Annotated in this window: 14 protein-coding genes; 13 read left to right on the top strand and 1 reads right to left on the bottom strand. The window is 57.9% G+C overall.

Annotation, left to right across the window (positions count from 1 at the left end; all coding sequences use genetic code 11):
• The first annotated feature begins 26 nt into the window (after positions 1-26).
• The 6 genes from MELB17_RS14740 (at position 27) to thrH (ending at position 7424) form a co-directional block, all read left to right on the top strand.
• Positions 27-875: a VacJ family lipoprotein gene (locus MELB17_RS14740; RefSeq protein ID WP_007351086.1), complete on the top strand. Its 849-nt coding sequence runs from the start codon at positions 27-29 to the stop codon at positions 873-875.
• Positions 876-938: 63 nt separating this feature from the next.
• Positions 939-2720 (top strand): ExeA family protein, encoded by a 1782-nt coding sequence (locus MELB17_RS14735; RefSeq protein ID WP_007351085.1) that lies wholly within the window; start codon positions 939-941, stop codon positions 2718-2720.
• 3 nt (positions 2721-2723) lie between these two features.
• On the top strand, positions 2724-3464 hold the full coding sequence (locus tag MELB17_RS14730) for a general secretion pathway protein GspB (protein ID WP_007351084.1): 741 nt from the start codon (positions 2724-2726) through the stop codon (positions 3462-3464).
• Positions 3464-5593, top strand: a complete 2130-nt coding sequence (dinG, locus tag MELB17_RS14725) for an ATP-dependent DNA helicase DinG (protein ID WP_007351083.1) — start codon at positions 3464-3466, stop codon at positions 5591-5593. Before MELB17_RS14730 ends, dinG begins: the two co-directional genes overlap by 1 nt.
• Before the next feature lie 118 nt (positions 5594-5711).
• Complete coding sequence (cysB, locus tag MELB17_RS14720) at positions 5712-6689, top strand: HTH-type transcriptional regulator CysB (RefSeq protein ID WP_007351082.1); 978 nt, start codon at positions 5712-5714, stop codon at positions 6687-6689.
• A 120-nt stretch (positions 6690-6809) separates the two neighbouring features.
• Positions 6810-7424: a bifunctional phosphoserine phosphatase/homoserine phosphotransferase ThrH gene (thrH, locus tag MELB17_RS14715; protein ID WP_007351081.1), complete on the top strand. Its 615-nt coding sequence runs from the start codon at positions 6810-6812 to the stop codon at positions 7422-7424.
• A 77-nt stretch (positions 7425-7501) separates the two neighbouring features.
• Here thrH and pabB read toward each other — a convergent pair whose 3' ends face one another.
• Positions 7502-8905 (bottom strand): aminodeoxychorismate synthase component I, encoded by a 1404-nt coding sequence (pabB, locus tag MELB17_RS14710; RefSeq protein ID WP_007351080.1) that lies wholly within the window; start codon positions 8903-8905, stop codon positions 7502-7504.
• A gap of 101 nt (positions 8906-9006) precedes the next feature.
• On the opposite strand from pabB, the gene MELB17_RS14705 reads away from it, so the two are divergent.
• The 7 genes from MELB17_RS14705 to MELB17_RS14675 all read left to right on the top strand — a co-directional run bounded on the left by MELB17_RS14705 (position 9007) and on the right by MELB17_RS14675 (position 16850).
• A complete protein-coding gene (locus MELB17_RS14705; RefSeq protein ID WP_007351079.1) occupies positions 9007-10056 on the top strand; it encodes a DUF58 domain-containing protein in 1050 nt (349 codons plus the stop codon).
• Positions 10053-12290 (top strand): DUF3488 and DUF4129 domain-containing transglutaminase family protein, encoded by a 2238-nt coding sequence (locus MELB17_RS14700; protein WP_007351078.1) that lies wholly within the window; start codon positions 10053-10055, stop codon positions 12288-12290. Before MELB17_RS14705 ends, MELB17_RS14700 begins: the two co-directional genes overlap by 4 nt.
• On the top strand, positions 12199-13221 hold the full coding sequence (locus tag MELB17_RS14695; RefSeq protein WP_007351077.1) for a DNA polymerase III subunit delta': 1023 nt from the start codon (positions 12199-12201) through the stop codon (positions 13219-13221). The genes MELB17_RS14700 and MELB17_RS14695 overlap by 92 nt, the downstream gene beginning before the upstream one ends.
• A gap of 147 nt (positions 13222-13368) precedes the next feature.
• Positions 13369-13719 carry a PilZ domain-containing protein gene (locus MELB17_RS14690; RefSeq protein ID WP_007351076.1) on the top strand — a complete coding sequence of 117 codons (351 nt, stop codon included), beginning with the start codon at positions 13369-13371 and terminating at the stop codon, positions 13717-13719.
• Between the two features lie 8 nt (positions 13720-13727).
• The gene (locus MELB17_RS14685) at positions 13728-14648 is read left to right on the top strand and encodes an alpha/beta fold hydrolase (RefSeq protein ID WP_007351075.1); all 921 of its coding nucleotides are present in this window, start codon (positions 13728-13730) and stop codon (positions 14646-14648) included.
• A gap of 68 nt (positions 14649-14716) precedes the next feature.
• Positions 14717-15580 carry a DUF4892 domain-containing protein gene (locus tag MELB17_RS14680; protein WP_007351074.1) on the top strand — a complete coding sequence of 288 codons (864 nt, stop codon included), beginning with the start codon at positions 14717-14719 and terminating at the stop codon, positions 15578-15580.
• A 4-nt stretch (positions 15581-15584) separates the two neighbouring features.
• Positions 15585-16850: a patatin-like phospholipase family protein gene (locus tag MELB17_RS14675; RefSeq protein WP_007351073.1), complete on the top strand. Its 1266-nt coding sequence runs from the start codon at positions 15585-15587 to the stop codon at positions 16848-16850.
• The last annotated feature ends 34 nt before the right edge of the window (positions 16851-16884 follow it).

The following is a 16884-nucleotide window of genomic DNA, read 5'->3' as shown; positions in this document are numbered from 1 at the left end:
TAAATGTAGAATGCAAAGAGCTTAATATGATTCAATTTAGTCTCCGGCCCTGCTCACTGTTTGTGCTTCCCCGTGGTGCCTTGGTGGCGCTGGCGTTGATGCTGCTATTTGCATCCGGCCAAGCCCAGGCTCAGGCCCAGCAATCGACACAGACAGCAGACCAACGGGCAAGCGCAGGGTTTACCGAATCTGCGCCCGTGACCACAAACTCCAGCAAGCACAAGCGCGATCCCTATGAAAATTGGAACCGCAAGGTGTTTGCGTTTAACGAAAGTCTGGATCGCTGGTTGCTGAAGCCGATCGCCCAAAGTTACCGTGCGATTATGCCGGAGTTCGCGGACCGTGGCGTTACCAATGTGTTCAGCAATTTGGGTGAACTCAGCAATTTCACCAACAGTGTGTTGCAATTCAAGCTGGAGTCGGCCGTCGTGGCCGCAGGTCGTTTTACCTTTAATACGGTGTTCGGGCTAGCGGGCGTGTTTGATGTGGCCACCGCCTGGGACTTGCCCGAGCGCCCGGAAGATTTCGGCCAAACCCTGGGCCATTGGGGTTCGGGCGCCGGCTCCTACTTAATGCTGCCCGTGCTGGGGCCATCCAACCCGCGGGATTTTGCAGGCTTTGGTGTCGACAGCTTCTTGTTGCCATCCAGCTGGGACCAAATTGAACGCCCATACAACGGGTACGCTCGTGGCTTGCAGCTGGTGGACGTGCGGGCTGACCTGATTCCGGCTGAAAAGCTGATTTCCGGTGACCGTTACGTGTTTTTTCGCAATGCGTATATGCAGCGCCGCGATTTCCTGATTAACGACGGCAAGGTACAGCGGGATCCGTTTGCCGCCGACGACAGTGACGACCTGATGCTTGATGACTTCTAATGAGTTAAGGAATCTCTCGCTCAACAGGTTCATGCATTAGCCAAACGGGATACTAGCGTAACCATGTATTACGACTTCTTCGGTTTTCGCGAGCCCCCCTTTTCCATAGCGCCTGACCCGCGCTATTTGTACCTCAGTGAGCGCCATAAAGAAGCCCTGGCGCACTTGATGTATGGCATTCCCGGGCAGGGTGGTTTTATTGTGATTACCGGGGAAGTGGGCACAGGGAAAACCACCATTTGCCGCTGTTTTATTGAAAACGCGCCGCAAAATGCCGACATTGCGTTGATTATCAACCCGCGCCTGTCTGCCGCTGAAATGCTGATGGTGATCTGCGACGAGTTGGAAATACCCCACCGCGACGACGCCAGCATCAAACAGCTGGTAGACCTGATTAACCACCATCTGCTTCAAGCCCACGCTGCCGGTCGGCACAAAGTTCTGATTATTGACGAGGCGCAGAATTTGTCAGCGGGTGTGCTCGAACAGCTGCGCCTGTTGACCAACCTGGAAACCGCCGAGAAAAAACTGTTGCAGATTGTGCTGCTGGGCCAGCCCGAGCTGCAAAAAATTCTTGCGTTACCGCAGCTGCGGCAGCTGAACCAGCGCATTACCGCGCGTTATCACCTTAAAGCGATCAATCGCCAGGAGTTGGCCGCGTATTTGCGCTACCGGCTCAGCGTGGCCGGTGTGCGCGGCGAATTGTTTAGCCGCGCTGCCAGGCGGCGGTTATTTCGTGAAAGCCAGGGCATACCGCGACTGATTAACCTGATCAGTGATCGCGCGTTGTTGGGCGCCTACGCCGAGGGCGAACACGAAATTACTGCGGTTCATATCCGCACCGCGGCGCGGGAGGTTCGCGGCAGCCATCCTTGCAGCGGGCTGGAAGCATCCAGGCTCCGCCGCCTCGGCCCGCTTCTGGCGTCCCTGTTGATGGCCGTGGTGTTAACCCTGTGGGCCGTACAGCATTGGAATAATGGCGATTTTGACGGGCTTATTTCGTCCCCGGCTGCTGAAAGTCCAATAATAGATGCGGCACTGGCGGACGACGAGGCGACTCAGCGCAGTGGGCGTATAAAACGCGATACTGCCGCGCCGGCAACGGTTGCTGAAACAGCCGGCAGCGCTGATGGGCTGACAAAGTTTGAACTACAGGTGCACAGTCTCGAACTCTCGGCGGCGTTTGTGCAGTTGTTTGGCGCCTGGCAGATTCACTATCAGCCGCAACAAGCGCCCATAGCCTGTTATTTTGCCCGGGCTGAGGGGCTTGGCTGCCTGGAGCGCACCGGAACCCGGCTAAGCCTGGAGCTGATTGACCGGCCGGCCATATTGAGATTAAGGGGCGGATTAAGGGGCGAATCAGAGAGCCGCTCGCAAAGCGATGCTGGTGATACCGGCGACCGCTACGTGGTGTTGCGGCGTTTGCATCAGCAGCAGGCCGACCTGCTGACGCAGCAGGGGCCGGTGAGCGTTGCCTTTAGCGATCTGGAACCGCTGTGGTTCGGGCACTATCGAGTATTGTGGCAGTACCCGGAATACCTGCGCCCAAACAGCCCGTTCAGCGGCGACAACGGCGAAAACCTGTGGTTGAGCGCGCGCATGATGGAATTGGTGGACCGTTTGACCGCTGACGACGACGCACTCAATGCCGAGCTAAAGCGGCGCTCCAGCAAAGACCAAGTGCGCTGGTACCAGGGCCGGAAGGGTTTGACCGAAGACGGTGTGGCCGGCACCATGACGGTGATTCAGATGCACAATGACCTGAACGCAGCGGTGCCGCGCCTGCAAGACAAAGGCGACGCTCTGACCACTAATAAAGCGGCGTCCGCGCCGCCGGAGAGTTAGAGCATGTCTTATATATTAGATGCGCTGCGTAAATCGGAGAGCGAGCGCCATCAAGGCAAAGTGCCGGATTTGGGGCGCCAGCTGCAGCTGATTCATCTCCGGCCAAAGGGGCACTGGCCAGTACAGGCTCTGTTGGCAGCGGGTTTGCTGCTGAATGCCGGGATACTGGGCTATGTGTTTTGGCCCTCGCAAGACGACGCCGTGACGAACCTAAGTGCGCCGGAACAAGCGCCGGCCGCTGTCGCCGTAATTTCTGCGCCGGCAACGGCTACGCAGAATTCAGCGGCAGTGGACGAGATTTCAGCGCCGCAACCGTCAGGCGTTCAATCAGCGTTCTCTTCAGAGTATCAATCACCGACGGTGATTGTGCCGTCGGGCTACGGCAACAGTGGTGCGGTTGATAGCAATGGCAATCGCAATAACCAGGGTTGGGACCAGATTGGCCCGCTGGTGTCCTCGGGCGCAGAGGCGCCTGCAAGCAGCGCAGATGGCGTGCGTGTTCCGCACTTGGTTGAGCTGCCGCTGTCGTTCCAGCGCAGCGTGCCGGATTTGACGGTAAACAGTCACATATTTGCCTCGGTGCTACAGGCCCGCAGGGTAATGATCAATAATCAGAATCTGCGGCCGGGCGATAGCTTTCAAGGCCTGCGGGTGGAAGAAATTACTGAGGATGGCGTGGTGTTAAGCAGGCAAGGGCAACAATTTCGACTGGGTATAGTACGCGACTGGATGAGCCCGCGCTGATGGCCCTGAGCGAACAGACCAAACAGCAAATCCAGCAGGCTTACCGCGATATGTTGGCGGGTAAGCAGGTGCGCGCACGTTATGGCCAGCGCCTGATGATTGCCGAAATAGCTCGCTATATGGGCGACATCACCGACAACGATGGCCAGCGTACGTCACCGCCTTCGGCCTGCGTGGTAGAAGCCGGCACCGGTACCGGTAAAACCCTGGCCTACCTGATTGCCGCCATTCCGGTGGCTAAAGCCCTGAATAAAACCCTGGTGATTTCCACTGCCACGGTGGCGCTGCAAGACCAGATTGTTCTGAAAGACCTGCCAGACCTGAAAAAGCACAGCAAGCTGGATATAAACTGGACCCTGGCCAAAGGCCGCGGCCGCTATTTGTGCATGTCTCGGTTGGAAGGCCGCTTGCACGACGAAGGCAATGGCGACAGTGACACCATGCCGCTGTTTTTGCTGGATGCACCGGGTAAAGAGGAACCCGGCACCCGCGCGTTTTTCGAGGAAATGCTGGCCAGCTACGGCGCACGCAAGTGGGACGGCGACCGCGACCACTGGCCGGAGCAGATTCCGGACGATATCTGGCGCCAGGTAACCACCGACCATCGCCAGTGCACCAATCGCCACTGCAGCTATTTTGACAGCTGCGCGTTTTTTGAGGCCCGCAAAGATCTGGACGCCGCCGATATAGTCGTAGCCAACCACGACCTGGTGCTGGCGGACCTGGCCCTGGGCGGCGGCGCGATACTGCCAGAGCCGGAAAACGCCCTGTTTATATTTGACGAAGCCCACCACCTGCCAGACAAAGCGCTGAATCACTTCGCCGCATCTATTTCGCTGAACTCTACTCGCAGCTGGTTAAAACAGCTGTCGCAGATGCTGGTAAAAATGCAGCCGCACCTGAGCCCGGGCACCCAGGGGGCAAAAACCCTGGAGCGCATCAGCGAAGCCGCGCGGGAAGTCGACCTGGTGGTCACCCGGGTATACGAATACTGCGAACACAATATTACCTGGGAATTCAACGACGAGCGCCGCTCGGCCCAGTGGCGCTATCCCGAAGGCCAGCTGCCGGACGCCATGGCGGAACTGGCGGCGGAAGCGCGCATTGCCAGCGCTAATTTTTCGCGCCACCTGGGCGCTCTGGCTGAAGAGCTCCAGGGTGCCTTTGACGAGCGCAAAACCCACGATATTGACCGGGAAACGGCAGAATCCTGGTATCCGGTGATTGGCTCGTTCCACAGCCGCTCCGAAGAGCAGCTGCGCCTGTGGGCGGCCTGGTGTGAGGAAACAAAAAGCCCGCCGCCGGCACGCTGGACAGTGCGCCAGCGCTGGGACCACGGCGAGGATATCACCCTTTACAGCTCGCCGGTTTTAGCCGACGACCTGCTGCATACGCGGCTGTGGTCGCGGGCCTACGGTTCTGTATTAACCAGCGCCACGCTGACTGCTTTGGGTAAATTTGATCGCCTTCGCTCCCGCGCGGGATTGCCGGAAGACGCCCGCTACCTGGTGGTGCCCAGCTCGTTCCGTTACCAGCAGATGGCCACGGTGGAAGTGCCGGCCATGAAGGCCATGCCCACCGACGACGGTTTTCTGGAAGAGCTGATTGGACGCCTGCCCACGCTGTGGCAAGGGGAAACCGCGACCCTGGTGTTGTTTACGTCGCGGCGCCAGATGCATCAGGTAAGGGACGCTCTAGCCGGTGACTACCCCGGGCTGATTATTACCCAGGACGACATGGCTAAAGGCGAAGTGCTGCGCCAACACTGTGCGCGGGTGGATGAAGGCCGGCCCAGCGTGTTGTTTGGTGTTGCCAGTTTTGCCGAGGGCATAGACCTGCCGGGTAAGTACCTGCACCACGTGGTCATTACCCGTTTGCCGTTTTCAGTACCCGATGACCCGATTGATGCCAGCCTGGCGGAGTGGGTGACCCAGCGCGGTGGTAATCCGTTTATGGAGATTACCGTGCCGGAAGCCTCTATTAAGCTGGTTCAGGCAGTAGGGCGCTTGCTGCGCACCGAAGAAGACACCGGGCGGGTGACCATTCTGGACCGGCGCATTGTGGCGCGGCGCTATGGCCAGCTGTTGCTGGATTCGCTGCCGCCGTTTCGGCGGGTGATTGAGTATTAATTATTCTAAAAAAGAATGAAAAATAATTTTCTTATGCGTAAAATGCTGGTCTTCAACCTTTAAATCAGTGAGTGCGAATCGGCCCGTTGCGCCGGTCGTCCAAGGAGCAACCCAGCTAATGAAACTACAACAGCTACGCTACATCTGGGAGGTTGCGCATCACGACCTGAACGTGTCTGCTACTGCGCAGAGTCTATTTACGTCGCAGCCGGGTATTTCCAAGCAGATTCGCCTGCTGGAAGACGAACTGGGGCTTGAGATTTTTGCCCGCAGTGGCAAGCATCTGACCCGCATTACCCCGGGCGGCGAGATTATTGTGCGCGAAGCCGGCGAAATTTTACGCCGCGCCGAGGGTATCAAAAAGATTGCCCAGGAATTTAGCAATCAGCGCGCCGGTGACTTAAGCATTGCCACCACCCACACCCAGGCACGTTACGCCTTGCCGCCGGTGATTCGTGGGTTTCTGGACGCCTATCCAGACGTGTCTCTGCACATGAACCAGGGTACGCCCACCCAGATTTCAGAAATGGCCGCCACCGGCACGGCCGATTTCGCCATTGCCACCGAAGGCATGGAAATGTTCAACGACCTGATTATGATGCCCTGTTACCGTTGGAATCGCTGCATCGTGGTGCCCAAAGACCACCCGCTGGCAGCGGAACCGAAGCTGACCCTCTCCAAGCTGGCAGAATATTCCCTGGTAACCTATGTATTCGGTTTTACCGGCCGCTCGCGGCTTGATGAAGCCTTCAAAAGCGCAAGCCTGATTCCCAAGGTGGTGTTTACCGCAGCCGACGCCGACGTGATCAAAACTTACGTGCGCCTTGGGCTTGGCGTGGGCATTATTGCCAGCATGGCGTACGACCCGAAAGTAGACACTGACCTGGTGGTGATAGACGCCAGCAAGCTCTTCGACAGCAGCATTACCCATATTGGCTTCCGCAAGGGCACCTTTTTACGTGGTTATATGTACGATTTCATCCAGCGCTTTGCTCCCCACCTGACCCGCGACGTAGTGGATCAGGTTGTGTCTAAACAGAGCAACCGCGCTGAGATTGAAGCGCTGTTCGAGAATGTAGAGCTACCCGTGCTCTGACGGGCTGTTTGTAGAGCGATGCAATTTCGTGCGGTTTTTTCTATCATAGCGAACCGATGCGGGTGCGCAGCACTGTGATTGCAACCGAATCTTCCTTTATTGATGAAACAGGAGAGCACTGTGGAACTGGCATGCCTTGATCTTGAAGGAGTATTGATTCCAGAAATCTGGATTGCGTTTGCGGAGAAAACCGGCATTGAAGAACTCAAGGCAACCACCCGCGATATTCCTGATTACAACGTACTGATGAAGCAGCGCCTGAAGCTGTTAAACCAATACGGTTATGGCCTGCTGCAAATTCAGGAAGTCATTGGCGGGCTGGACCCACTGCCCGGTGCAGCGGAATTTCTGGACTGGCTGCGCGAGCGCTTTCAGGTGGTGATTCTGTCAGACACTTTCTACGAATTTGCCATGCCGCTGATGGCCAAGCTGGGCCATCCTGCGCTGCTGTGCCACAAACTGGAAGTAGCGGACAACGGCCAGATTACCAACTACCTGCTGCGCCAGCGTGACCCCAAGCGCCAGTCGGTTCGCGCCTTCCAGCTGCTGAATTACCGGGTGATTGCCGCCGGCGATTCGTACAACGACACCACCATGCTGGCGCAGGCTGAGGCCGGTATTTTGTTCCACGCGCCGCAAAACGTGATCAGCGAATTTCCGCAGTTCCCGGCAGTGCAGACGTTTGACGATTTGAAACAGGAATTCCTGAAGGCCAGCCTGGTGCACAGCGCCTGATTGCCTTTTAAATCTGGAACCGGGACTTGTGTTGTAAGAGAGCGGGCCTATATACCTCTTAGCTATATACCTCTTACCTATAGCCCGCCTGCTTTTTCCAGGCAGTCCATCAGCGGTTTTACCTTGGTCAGGGTTTCCTGATATTCGCTCTCGGCTTCTGAATCCGTGACTATGCCGCCGCCGCCCCAGCAATGAATGGCGCCGGTGTTGTCGCACACCAGGGTGCGAATGGCGATGCTGCTGTCTAGCTGGCCGTCGAAGTTGCGATGGAATACTGAGCCGCAGTAAGGGCCGCGCCAGTGCGGCTCCAGTTCCTGAATAATTTCCATGGCGCGAATTTTTGGCGCGCCGGTAATCGAACCACCCGGAAAAGCATCGAAAAACGCCCGCAGCGGTGATACCCCGGGCGTCAGCGTTGCGCGAATGTGGCTTACCAAGTGGTGTACATTGCGATAAGACTCCAGCGCAAACAGTTTATCCACACGCACAGACCCCGTGGCCGCGTTCAGGCCCAGATCGTTGCGTAGCAGATCCACAATCATCAGATTTTCTGCCCGGTCTTTTTCTGAATCCATCAATTCCTGCGCCAGGGCGCGATCCTGCTCGGCATCTTTGCCCCGTGGCCGTGTGCCTTTGATAGGGCTGGTCCGAACGGTATCGCCGCTGATTTGAAGAAAACGCTCCGGCGAGGCCGATACAATGGCCTGGTCGCCAAGCCGCAGAAAGGCGCCGTAGGGCGTAGGGTGCGCGCTGGCAAGCGCCTGATAGGCGCGCCAGGGGTCGCCCCGGTACTGCCCGCTGAACTGCTGGGACAAATTGGCCTGATAGCAGTCGCCCGCCAGAATGTACTCTTTCACTCGTTCAACGCCGGCCATGAAATCTGCCGCTGATTGCCGTGGCGCAAAGGCTTTGGTCATGCGCCAGTATTGTTCGGGCAGGGGCGAAGCTGCGTCTTCTTGTTGCCAGTCCGCAAGTTGTGCCCGAGTTGCCGTTGCGCACCGCGGATGAATCCACAGGTAATATTGTCCGCTTTGCCGATCGCAGCTCGCCATCCACAGGTACAAACCGGCTTGCATGGCGGGCAATGGATTGAGGTCGGCGCTGGGTGGAGTAGCTGTTGCCGTATTCGTCGGAGCTTTCAAATGCCGATACCCCAACTCGTAACTGGCAAAACCCAGCCAGCCGCCATTCAGCCAGGGTGTCGTTTGCGACGCCGGCTCGTTAACCTGCGAATGCTGACTTTCCATCTGCGCTAGCTGGTTCTCCATAAAGTGCGCGGTGCGGGCCAGCGCAGCTTTATCGGCGTATACATCGCTGCCTGCAAGCGCTACGGTCTCGGTTGCCAGTGCAGTGAAACCAAAGCGTTCACCGCGGCCAGCTTCCGCCCCAGGAGCACCCAGGCAGACAAAGTCGCTGCACTGGCTGGCATGGACCTGAAGCCTGGCAAATTGATCAGCGCTGATGGGTGTAGCCGCTATCAAAGGGAAAACCTCTCGTATTCTTTTGAAGGGGAATTTATTCGACGATTTGTCTATACGCTCGCGATTCGCGAAAGGCTGTTACGTATACTGGATTTATGACAATGAAGAAACCGACAATCGATGGTTTTTGGCAGCGCTGGGTGAATCGACGCCTGCCCAGATCTGACTGCCAGACGTTCAGCCAGAAAAATCTGTTTATTCTGCCTACCGGTGCCGGCGTGATGTTCGGTGCACTTCTACTGATTATGCTGATTACCGGCATCAACTATCAAAACAGTCTGATTTATATGCTGACCTTTATACTTGGCGGAGTGTTTGTGGGCGCCATGCACCAGACCCACCGTAATCTGGCAGGTTTGACTCTGGCTCTAAGCCGGGCGGGAGAGGCCGTTGCCGGTGACACAGTGCCGTTCAGCTTGCGCCTGACCGCTGGTAAAGACGACGCCATTGCGGTGCAGGTTAGCAGCGGGGGTTCGTTGCCGGTGTGGGTAAGTGTGCCAGCCGGGCAAAGCCGTGATACGTCTGTGCTGGTTTGGGCTCCGAGCCGTGGTTATGTGCGCCCGGACCGAATTCGAATAGAAACCCGTTATCCCTTTGGGCTGTTGAAAGCTTGGTCCTGGTTGCGGCCGGTGTCAGCTGGACTGGCCTTTGCAAAACCCATCACTGCGCCCGAACTGCGGGCCACCGCCGAGGACGGCGAAAGCGAGGCGGTGGCCAGTGTTCAGGCCGGTTCAGACAGCGCCGATTTACGGCCTTGGCGCGAAGGCGATTCCAGCCAGCGCGTACTGTGGAAACGTTTTGCCCGGACCGGGCAGCTGGTGGTGGCAGACTGGCAAGGGCAAGCCGGAAACCCGCAATGGTTAGATTTTCACGCGTTTATAGGCGCAAGTAGCGAAATGCGTTTAAGTTATCTGGCGTTTCTGGTGGATGACCGCCAACGCTTGGATGTGCGCTACGGGCTGAGTTTGCCGGGGCAGTTGATAGAACCAGACAGCGGCGCTGCCCACGCATTGCGCTGCCAGCGCGCGCTGGCGGTGTGGGGACGAGAGAAACCCCGTGACAACCAGCCCCGCCGCTTTGGCAGTCGTTTGAAATCCACTAGCGCCGACCCGGAATCGCTGGATGTCGCCAGCACCGGGAGCCCGCAATGACCCTCCGCCGACGTAACAAGCAGTCTTCGCCAACCCTCGGTTCAGGCGTTCAAGTGCAGGCTGCGCAACTGCCTGGCAAGGCGCTTTTATGGCTGGTGGCGGCGTTTACACTATTGCTGGTGCCACAGTGGGACCGACTGCCGACCTGGCTTTTGGTGGTGTGTGTTGCGCTTATGACCTGGCGCTGGCTGGCGCGCCTGGGCCGTGTACGCTTACCTGGGCGATGGTGGCGAACGGGATTGGTGGTGGTGTTGGGCGGATTGTACGTGGCCACCGTAAAAAGCCAGTTCACGGTAGACACTGCCGCGTCATTTTTCGTGCTGTGCGTGGCGCTTAAGTGGCTTGAAACCCGCAGCGCCCGTGATTTTTACGTGCTTTTTTTCATATTGTTGTACATGGCTGCGGTGAACTTTTTGTTTCATCAGGCCATACACTGGACCCTGTTTAATTTTACCTCGGTGGTGTTATTGCTGCTGGGCTTGCAGGTGCTGAACGCGCCTGAACTGCCCGCGGGGGTGCGCTCTGGCGGCCGCCGCCTGGCTGGCTTGCTGCTAAAAATGCTGCCGGTGGTGATTGTGCTGTTTGTGTTCTTTCCGCGCATTGCGCCGCTGTGGAGCGTTCCGCTGGTGTCGGGCCAGGCCCGAAGCGGCATAAGCGATCAGATGACCCCGGGCGATATTTCTAACCTGGCCCAGAGCAGCGAGCGTGCGTTTCGTGTCAGCTTCGGCGGGCAGACACCACCCCAGGCGCAACGCTATTGGCGCGGCCTGACGCTGGATTACCTTGACGGCGCAACCTGGAAACAGTCTGCACAGCCAGACTTCCGGCGCTTGGGGCGGGTTGAAATCGAAGGCGTTTCCGGGCCCCTGGACGTAAACCAATATGAAATATTGCTGGAACCCACCGATCAGAGTTGGGCGTTCGCGCTGGCGGATTCGGTGGCGGCATCGCCCAATATTGAAGAAATAGACCAAGATCTGTTTCGCTTCCGTCGCCCCGCGGACACCAGTGTGCGCTATCGCCTGGCCCTGGAAACGCCTCCGGTTAATCCCGACGCGCAACTGCCACCGGCGCAGCGCCGTCAATTATTGCAACTGCCCGGCCGAGGCAACCCGCAGGCGAGGGCTTTGGCTGACGAACTGCGCAGCCGGTATGACGACCGTGGAGTAGCCACTGCGCTGCTGCAACGTTTCCGCGAGCAGTCCTACTTTTATACTCTGCGGCCGCCCGTGATGCCGGATAACGGTATTGATGCCTTGTTGTTCGATGTGAAACGCGGTTTTTGCGCCCATTACGCCGGCGCCATGACCTTTGTGCTGCGTGCTGCCGGTATTCCGGCGCGGGTGGTGGTTGGGTATCAGGGCGGTGAATCGGGGGCTGGCGACGAATACCTGATTGTGCGTCAATACGACGCCCACGCCTGGGTAGAGGGCTGGTTTGAGGGTTCGGGTTGGATTCGGCTTGACCCGACCGCGGCAATTGCGCCGTCGCGCATTGAATCCGGCCTGCGCGAGGCGATGGCAGAAGAAGGTTCGTTTCTGGAAAACAGCTGGTTGTCGCCGCAAAAGTACGGCAACTTGCCGCTGCTGACTTGGGCCAGCTTGCAGCTGGACCGCATCAATTATCAGTGGCAACGCTGGGTGGTAGGGTATCAGGGCCAGAGCCAGATGGACCTGCTGTCGCGCTTGCCTGGTGGCCTTACCATGCGCGACCTGGGTTATATCAGTGCTGGCACTGTGGCGGCCGCACTGTTGTTGGCCGGGCTGATCAGTGCCTGGCGCGGCCGGCAGGGCGGTCGCCATACCGGCGTGGCGCGTCAACTTCAGCGTTGGCAAAGGTTTTGCGCGGGTGTTGGTGTACCCGTACGCCAGGGTGAAACGCCCCTGGGACTGGCTGAACGGCTGGTACGGGCGGAGCCGGCGCTGGCGGATTCTGCCAGAGTTTTTGCCGGTGTGGTCAATACTCATTACTATAGTCGCCAAACGGTTGATGCAGTTGCGCGGCCGGCGTCGGATATCCGCCTTCTGCGGCGCTTGCTGGCCCGTATGAAACGGCAGCGCCGGCAGGCGAGTCTCCCGCTCAATCGAGCGAATCATTCTAAGCGAGCAGCGAGGCAAAGGATTGATACACCAGGACACCGATATGGCGACCGATATGCCCTGGCTGGCAAAAGCCTGGCACAGCGTGCAGAAACAGTTGACGGAGTCGCGGCTGCCCCACGCACTGATTATTAATGGCGAGCGCGGTGTTGGTAAACGTGCCTGGGCCGATGCGGTTGCCGGTTTGTTGCTGTGTGATCAACTGCAAACCGACCCGCAGGGAATGCCACAAGCCTGTGGCCACTGCAAACAGTGCGCATTGAAACGTGCCGGAAGCCATCCCGATGTGCGGGTGTACGCCCCTGAAAAATCGCGCATGGTGCGCATTGTTCAAATCAGGGAATTGATTAATTTTGCTTCTGCGTCACCTCAGGTGGGTCATCGTAAAATCGCGATTATTGATCGCGCCGACCAGCTCAATATCAACGCCGCCAATGCGTTGCTGAAAACCCTCGAAGAGCCCAGCGGTGATACCGTGTTGTTGCTGTTACAGGAAAGCGGCCGGCCGTTGTTGCCGACGATTCGCTCGCGCTGTCAGACTCATACGTTGCCGGTGCCCGTGGCCGCTGACGCCGAACGCTGGCTGGTGGGCCAGCTGGCCCTGCTGCCACCTGAAAAGCAGCCGGAAAGCACGTCCGTGGCGAAAGCGTTGATGTTGGCTGGCAATGCCCCGAGGCTGGCTTTGGATTATCTGAACAGCGGCTTTATAGCGCTGCACGACGCGGCTTTTTGCGGTTTTCGCGATTTTATGAAAAACCAGATGACCCTGGCCGATGCTGCCAAAGCCTTCAAAGCCCTGGGGCTGGATGAAACCCTGGGGCTGTTTGAAGGCTGGGCGGCAGACTTGGCCCGCCTGAGCGCCGGGGGTGAGCCGGCGCACCATGAAGCCGCGGATATGCTGCGCTTCCTGGCGGGCTGCAATCCGCCCTGGCGCGCCCATGAATTGCTGGGCGCGGTGCGTGAAGGGCGTGAAGCCGTTGTATACAATGCCAGCCCGGAGCTGGAAGCCAGCCGGCTGCTGCTGGCGTGGCAACAACTGATGCCAAAACGCCAGCGTGCCGGCTGAGATAGCCGCGCAGGCTAATGTTGATTGAAGAGCCGGCAAATACCCGCATCGGTCTCGCTACTGTTATGATTAACCGATATTTATTGATACGTTTGCCGAAACGTTTATTGAACCATTTATTGACACACCACAGATAAGGTATTTGTTATGGGGCCCGGATTCGGAAATCGCAGTGGCATATTAACCCTGACCATTAAAGACAAAGCAGTGCTCTACGCTGCGTATATGCCTTATATACGCCAGGGTGGCCTGTTTATTCCCACCCAAAAGCAGTACCAGCTTGGTAACGAAGTGTTTTTGCTGCTCAATCTGATGGACGAACCGGAGAAGTTGCCGGTGTCTGGCAAGGTTATCTGGATTACACCAAAAGGCGCACAAGGGAACCGCGCGGCCGGTATTGGCGTACAGTTCAGTGTTGACGCTGAATTGGCCAGAACCAAAATCGAGTCGTATTTGGCGGGTTCGCTGAGTTCTGACCGCCCCACCCATACACTCTGAGGTACCCGATGACCGAAGTTGCTGCCGCGTTGGCGGATACAGGCACAGAATTTGCCGCCGGGCGGGAAGCTCTCTGGCCACTGGGACACATCACGCTGGCGGGTTTGAGCTGGCCTGCACAGCCCGAAGCCGCGAACTTGCGGCCAATGTTGTTGCTGCACGGCTGGCTTGATAACAGCGATACATTTACCCATCTGGCACCGGAACTGACCGGTGTTGGCGACGTGTACGCGTTTGATTTTGCAGGCCACGGCCGCTCCGGCCATCGCCCGCCGGGGCAACATTATGTGTTGATGGATTACGTAGCGGATCTTGCCGAACTTATCGAGCTTCACTTTGACGCTGACAAGACTCCGTTGGACTTGGTTGGGCACTCCCTTGGCGGCATTGTTGCGGCGCTTTACGCTGCGGCATTCCCCGAGCGGGTGCGCAAACTGGTGCTGATTGACAGCCTGGGTGCGCTCAGCCGTCACGAAGACGACGTAATTCCCCAATTGCGCCGTTCCATCAGCAAACGCCTGGCGGGCTCCAGCAAGCCGGCGTTGTATCCGGACTTGGCGACAGCGGCGAAGGTACGGGCCGGCGGCCTGAGTCCTTTGAGCCCGGAAGCGGCTCTGGCCCTTATACCTCGTAATATGCAAAAAGTGGAAAGCGGTTGGGTGTGGCGCACCGATGCGCGGTTGCGGCACCCTTCGGCGCTGATGCCGTCAGAACAGCAGGTGCTGGCGTCTTTAGCGGCGCTGAGCACGCCAACGTTATTTGTGCGGGCGCAATCTGGATTGTTGGCAGACAACGCTGACACTACCCACATCCGCGCCCAAGTGATTAAAGATTTTCAGCAGGTTGATGTTCCCGGCGGCCACCACTGTCATCTGGATGGCGATACCCGTCCGGTGACCGAGGCTGTTAAACGATTTTTGAATCAATAGGTGATGCTGTGTTGCATAGTCAATGTGCGAAAAATTTTGTTATTGGAGCTACATTAACAATTGGAGCGATGCTCGCTGTTGCCAGCAAACAGGCACTGGCTGCATTTCCGGAGACAGCTCCAGAGCCGTTTCCCTTGTCAGAGCTGGAAGAAACCCGACCGTTGGAGTCGGGCGGGCATCTTGTTCTGTTCAGCCCGGTGCGAGAGATTAACAGCGAAATTCGCTCCGATGTGATGGCTCGGCTGCCGGTATCCGGCAACAGCCTGCTGTATCGCATTAACGCAGACGCCAGCCGGGTGGGTGCGTTGAATCACTATCGCCAGGCGCTGCTGAATTCCGGCGCTAACATCTTGTTCGAATGTACAGGCGTGCGCTGCGGCCGCAGCAACGTGTGGGCCAATCAGATTTTTGACAAATCCATGCTGCTTGGCCGGGATACCGCACAGGATTACCTGGTGGTGGGCACCGTCAGCGAAGACGGCCAGCGCTGGCTGACTCTGGTATACACGGTTACCCGCGGTAACCAGAGCGAATACGTCTGGGTAGAGCACTTCGAGGTTGGCTCGGGCGCCGTGGTGCCAGGCCTGGGATCCCTGCAAAGTCGCATTCGCGGGCCTCTAATCGTAGCTTGGCAAGACGGCTTTATTGTGCGCTTTGACTGGAAATCACAGGACCGCCGCATGTTACGGGACTGGGCCGATGCCGACGGCAGTACCGTGATACTGATCACCTACTCGGAACTGGAAGGCAGCGAGCCGCTGGAAGACGCCATGGCTCGCGCGCGCACGGCCGGTGAATCCATGTCTGATTTGCTGGTGCAAACTGGCATTGTGAAGGAACGCCAGCAGTTAGTGGTGGTGGGCCCGAGCATCGTTCAGTCAGATCCGCTGCGCAAGGGTAACCGTGTGGAAATTTTAGTTATTTCAAGGTGATGGCATGACATCTAACGACGATGACAAGGCTGTTGCAGCTGCTGGCAAAAGCCTGGCGGCAGGTTCCGCGAAAACCGCCGCGAGCAGCAGTTCCGTGGTGGTCGAAAGCGGCGGCCTGGCGTCTGCCGGTGCGTCGGAAACCGGCAAAGACAAAAAGCTGGCGCCTCGGCAAAAGCGCGCTACCGTAGCCCTCGCCCTGGGCAGCGGCGGTGCCCGCGGTTATGCCCATATTGGCGCCATTGAAGTGCTTAACGAGCGCGGCTATGAAATTATTGCGATATCCGGTTGCTCTATGGGAGCCCTGGTGGGCGGCATGTACGCCGCGGGAAAGCTGCAGCAGTACAAAGACTGGGTAACGGGATTAGGGCAGTTCGATGTACTTAGGCTGCTGGACGTAACCTTCAGTGCGGTGGGCGCTATTCGCGGTGAGAAAATTTTTTCTATTGTAAGCGACATTCTAGGCGATACGCGCATAGAAGACCTGCCCATTGCGTTTACGTCGGTAGCGACAGACCTTCTTGGCCATAAGGAAATCTGGTTTCAGGAAGGCCCGCTGGACCAGGCCATACGCGCGTCGGTAGCCATTCCAGGTGTGGTGACGCCGCTGGTGCTGAACGGCCGGGTGCTGGTTGACGGCGCCACCCTGAACCCGCTGCCGATCATTCCGACCATTTCGGCCCACGCCGACCTGATTGTAGCGGTGAACCTGGCGGGTGAAGAAGAGCGCAGCCAGCAGCTGTTGGATGCGGCTTTTACCAGCCTCGACGACGATGACGACAGTGAAGAGTGGATGGGCGCTATGCGCGAAAAGGCGTCGCGTTGGTTTGACTGGGACACGTTGAAAGGGTTGGCCGGCGGCAAAGTCGACGGCGAGCCTGCGGAAGATAAAATCAGCCGCGAAGTGCAAAAGCAGAGCGCCAAAAAACAGCGTAAGCAGGCCGGAGAAGAAGCGGTACAAAGCCCGAAATCGCCCGAGCCGACAAGCACCGGCAAAGCTCAGGACGAAGGTCAGACCATTAACTGGGAAAAGCTGGGTATTGGTAAGTTCGAGGTGATGAACCTGGCCATTGAAACCATGCAGAGCGTGCTGGTGCAGTACAAAATTGCCGGCTACCCGCCCGACCTGTTGGTGAATATTCCGAAAAACGTATGCCGCAGCTACGATTTCCACAAAGCACCAGAGTTGATTCAGCTTGGCCGTGAGCGCATGGCAGCGGCTTTGGACCGCTATGAGAAAGACCACAGCAGCTCAGGCCCGCTGGCGGTTTAGGCCGCGCGCAAGACAGCCAAAACACGTATACTGT

It is taken from the genome of Marinobacter sp. ELB17 (assembly GCF_000169375.1).
GTDB lineage: Bacteria > Pseudomonadota > Gammaproteobacteria > Pseudomonadales > Oleiphilaceae > Marinobacter.
Note: the sequence above shows the minus strand (reverse complement) of the source record. Positions and strands in the feature narration are given on the sequence as shown.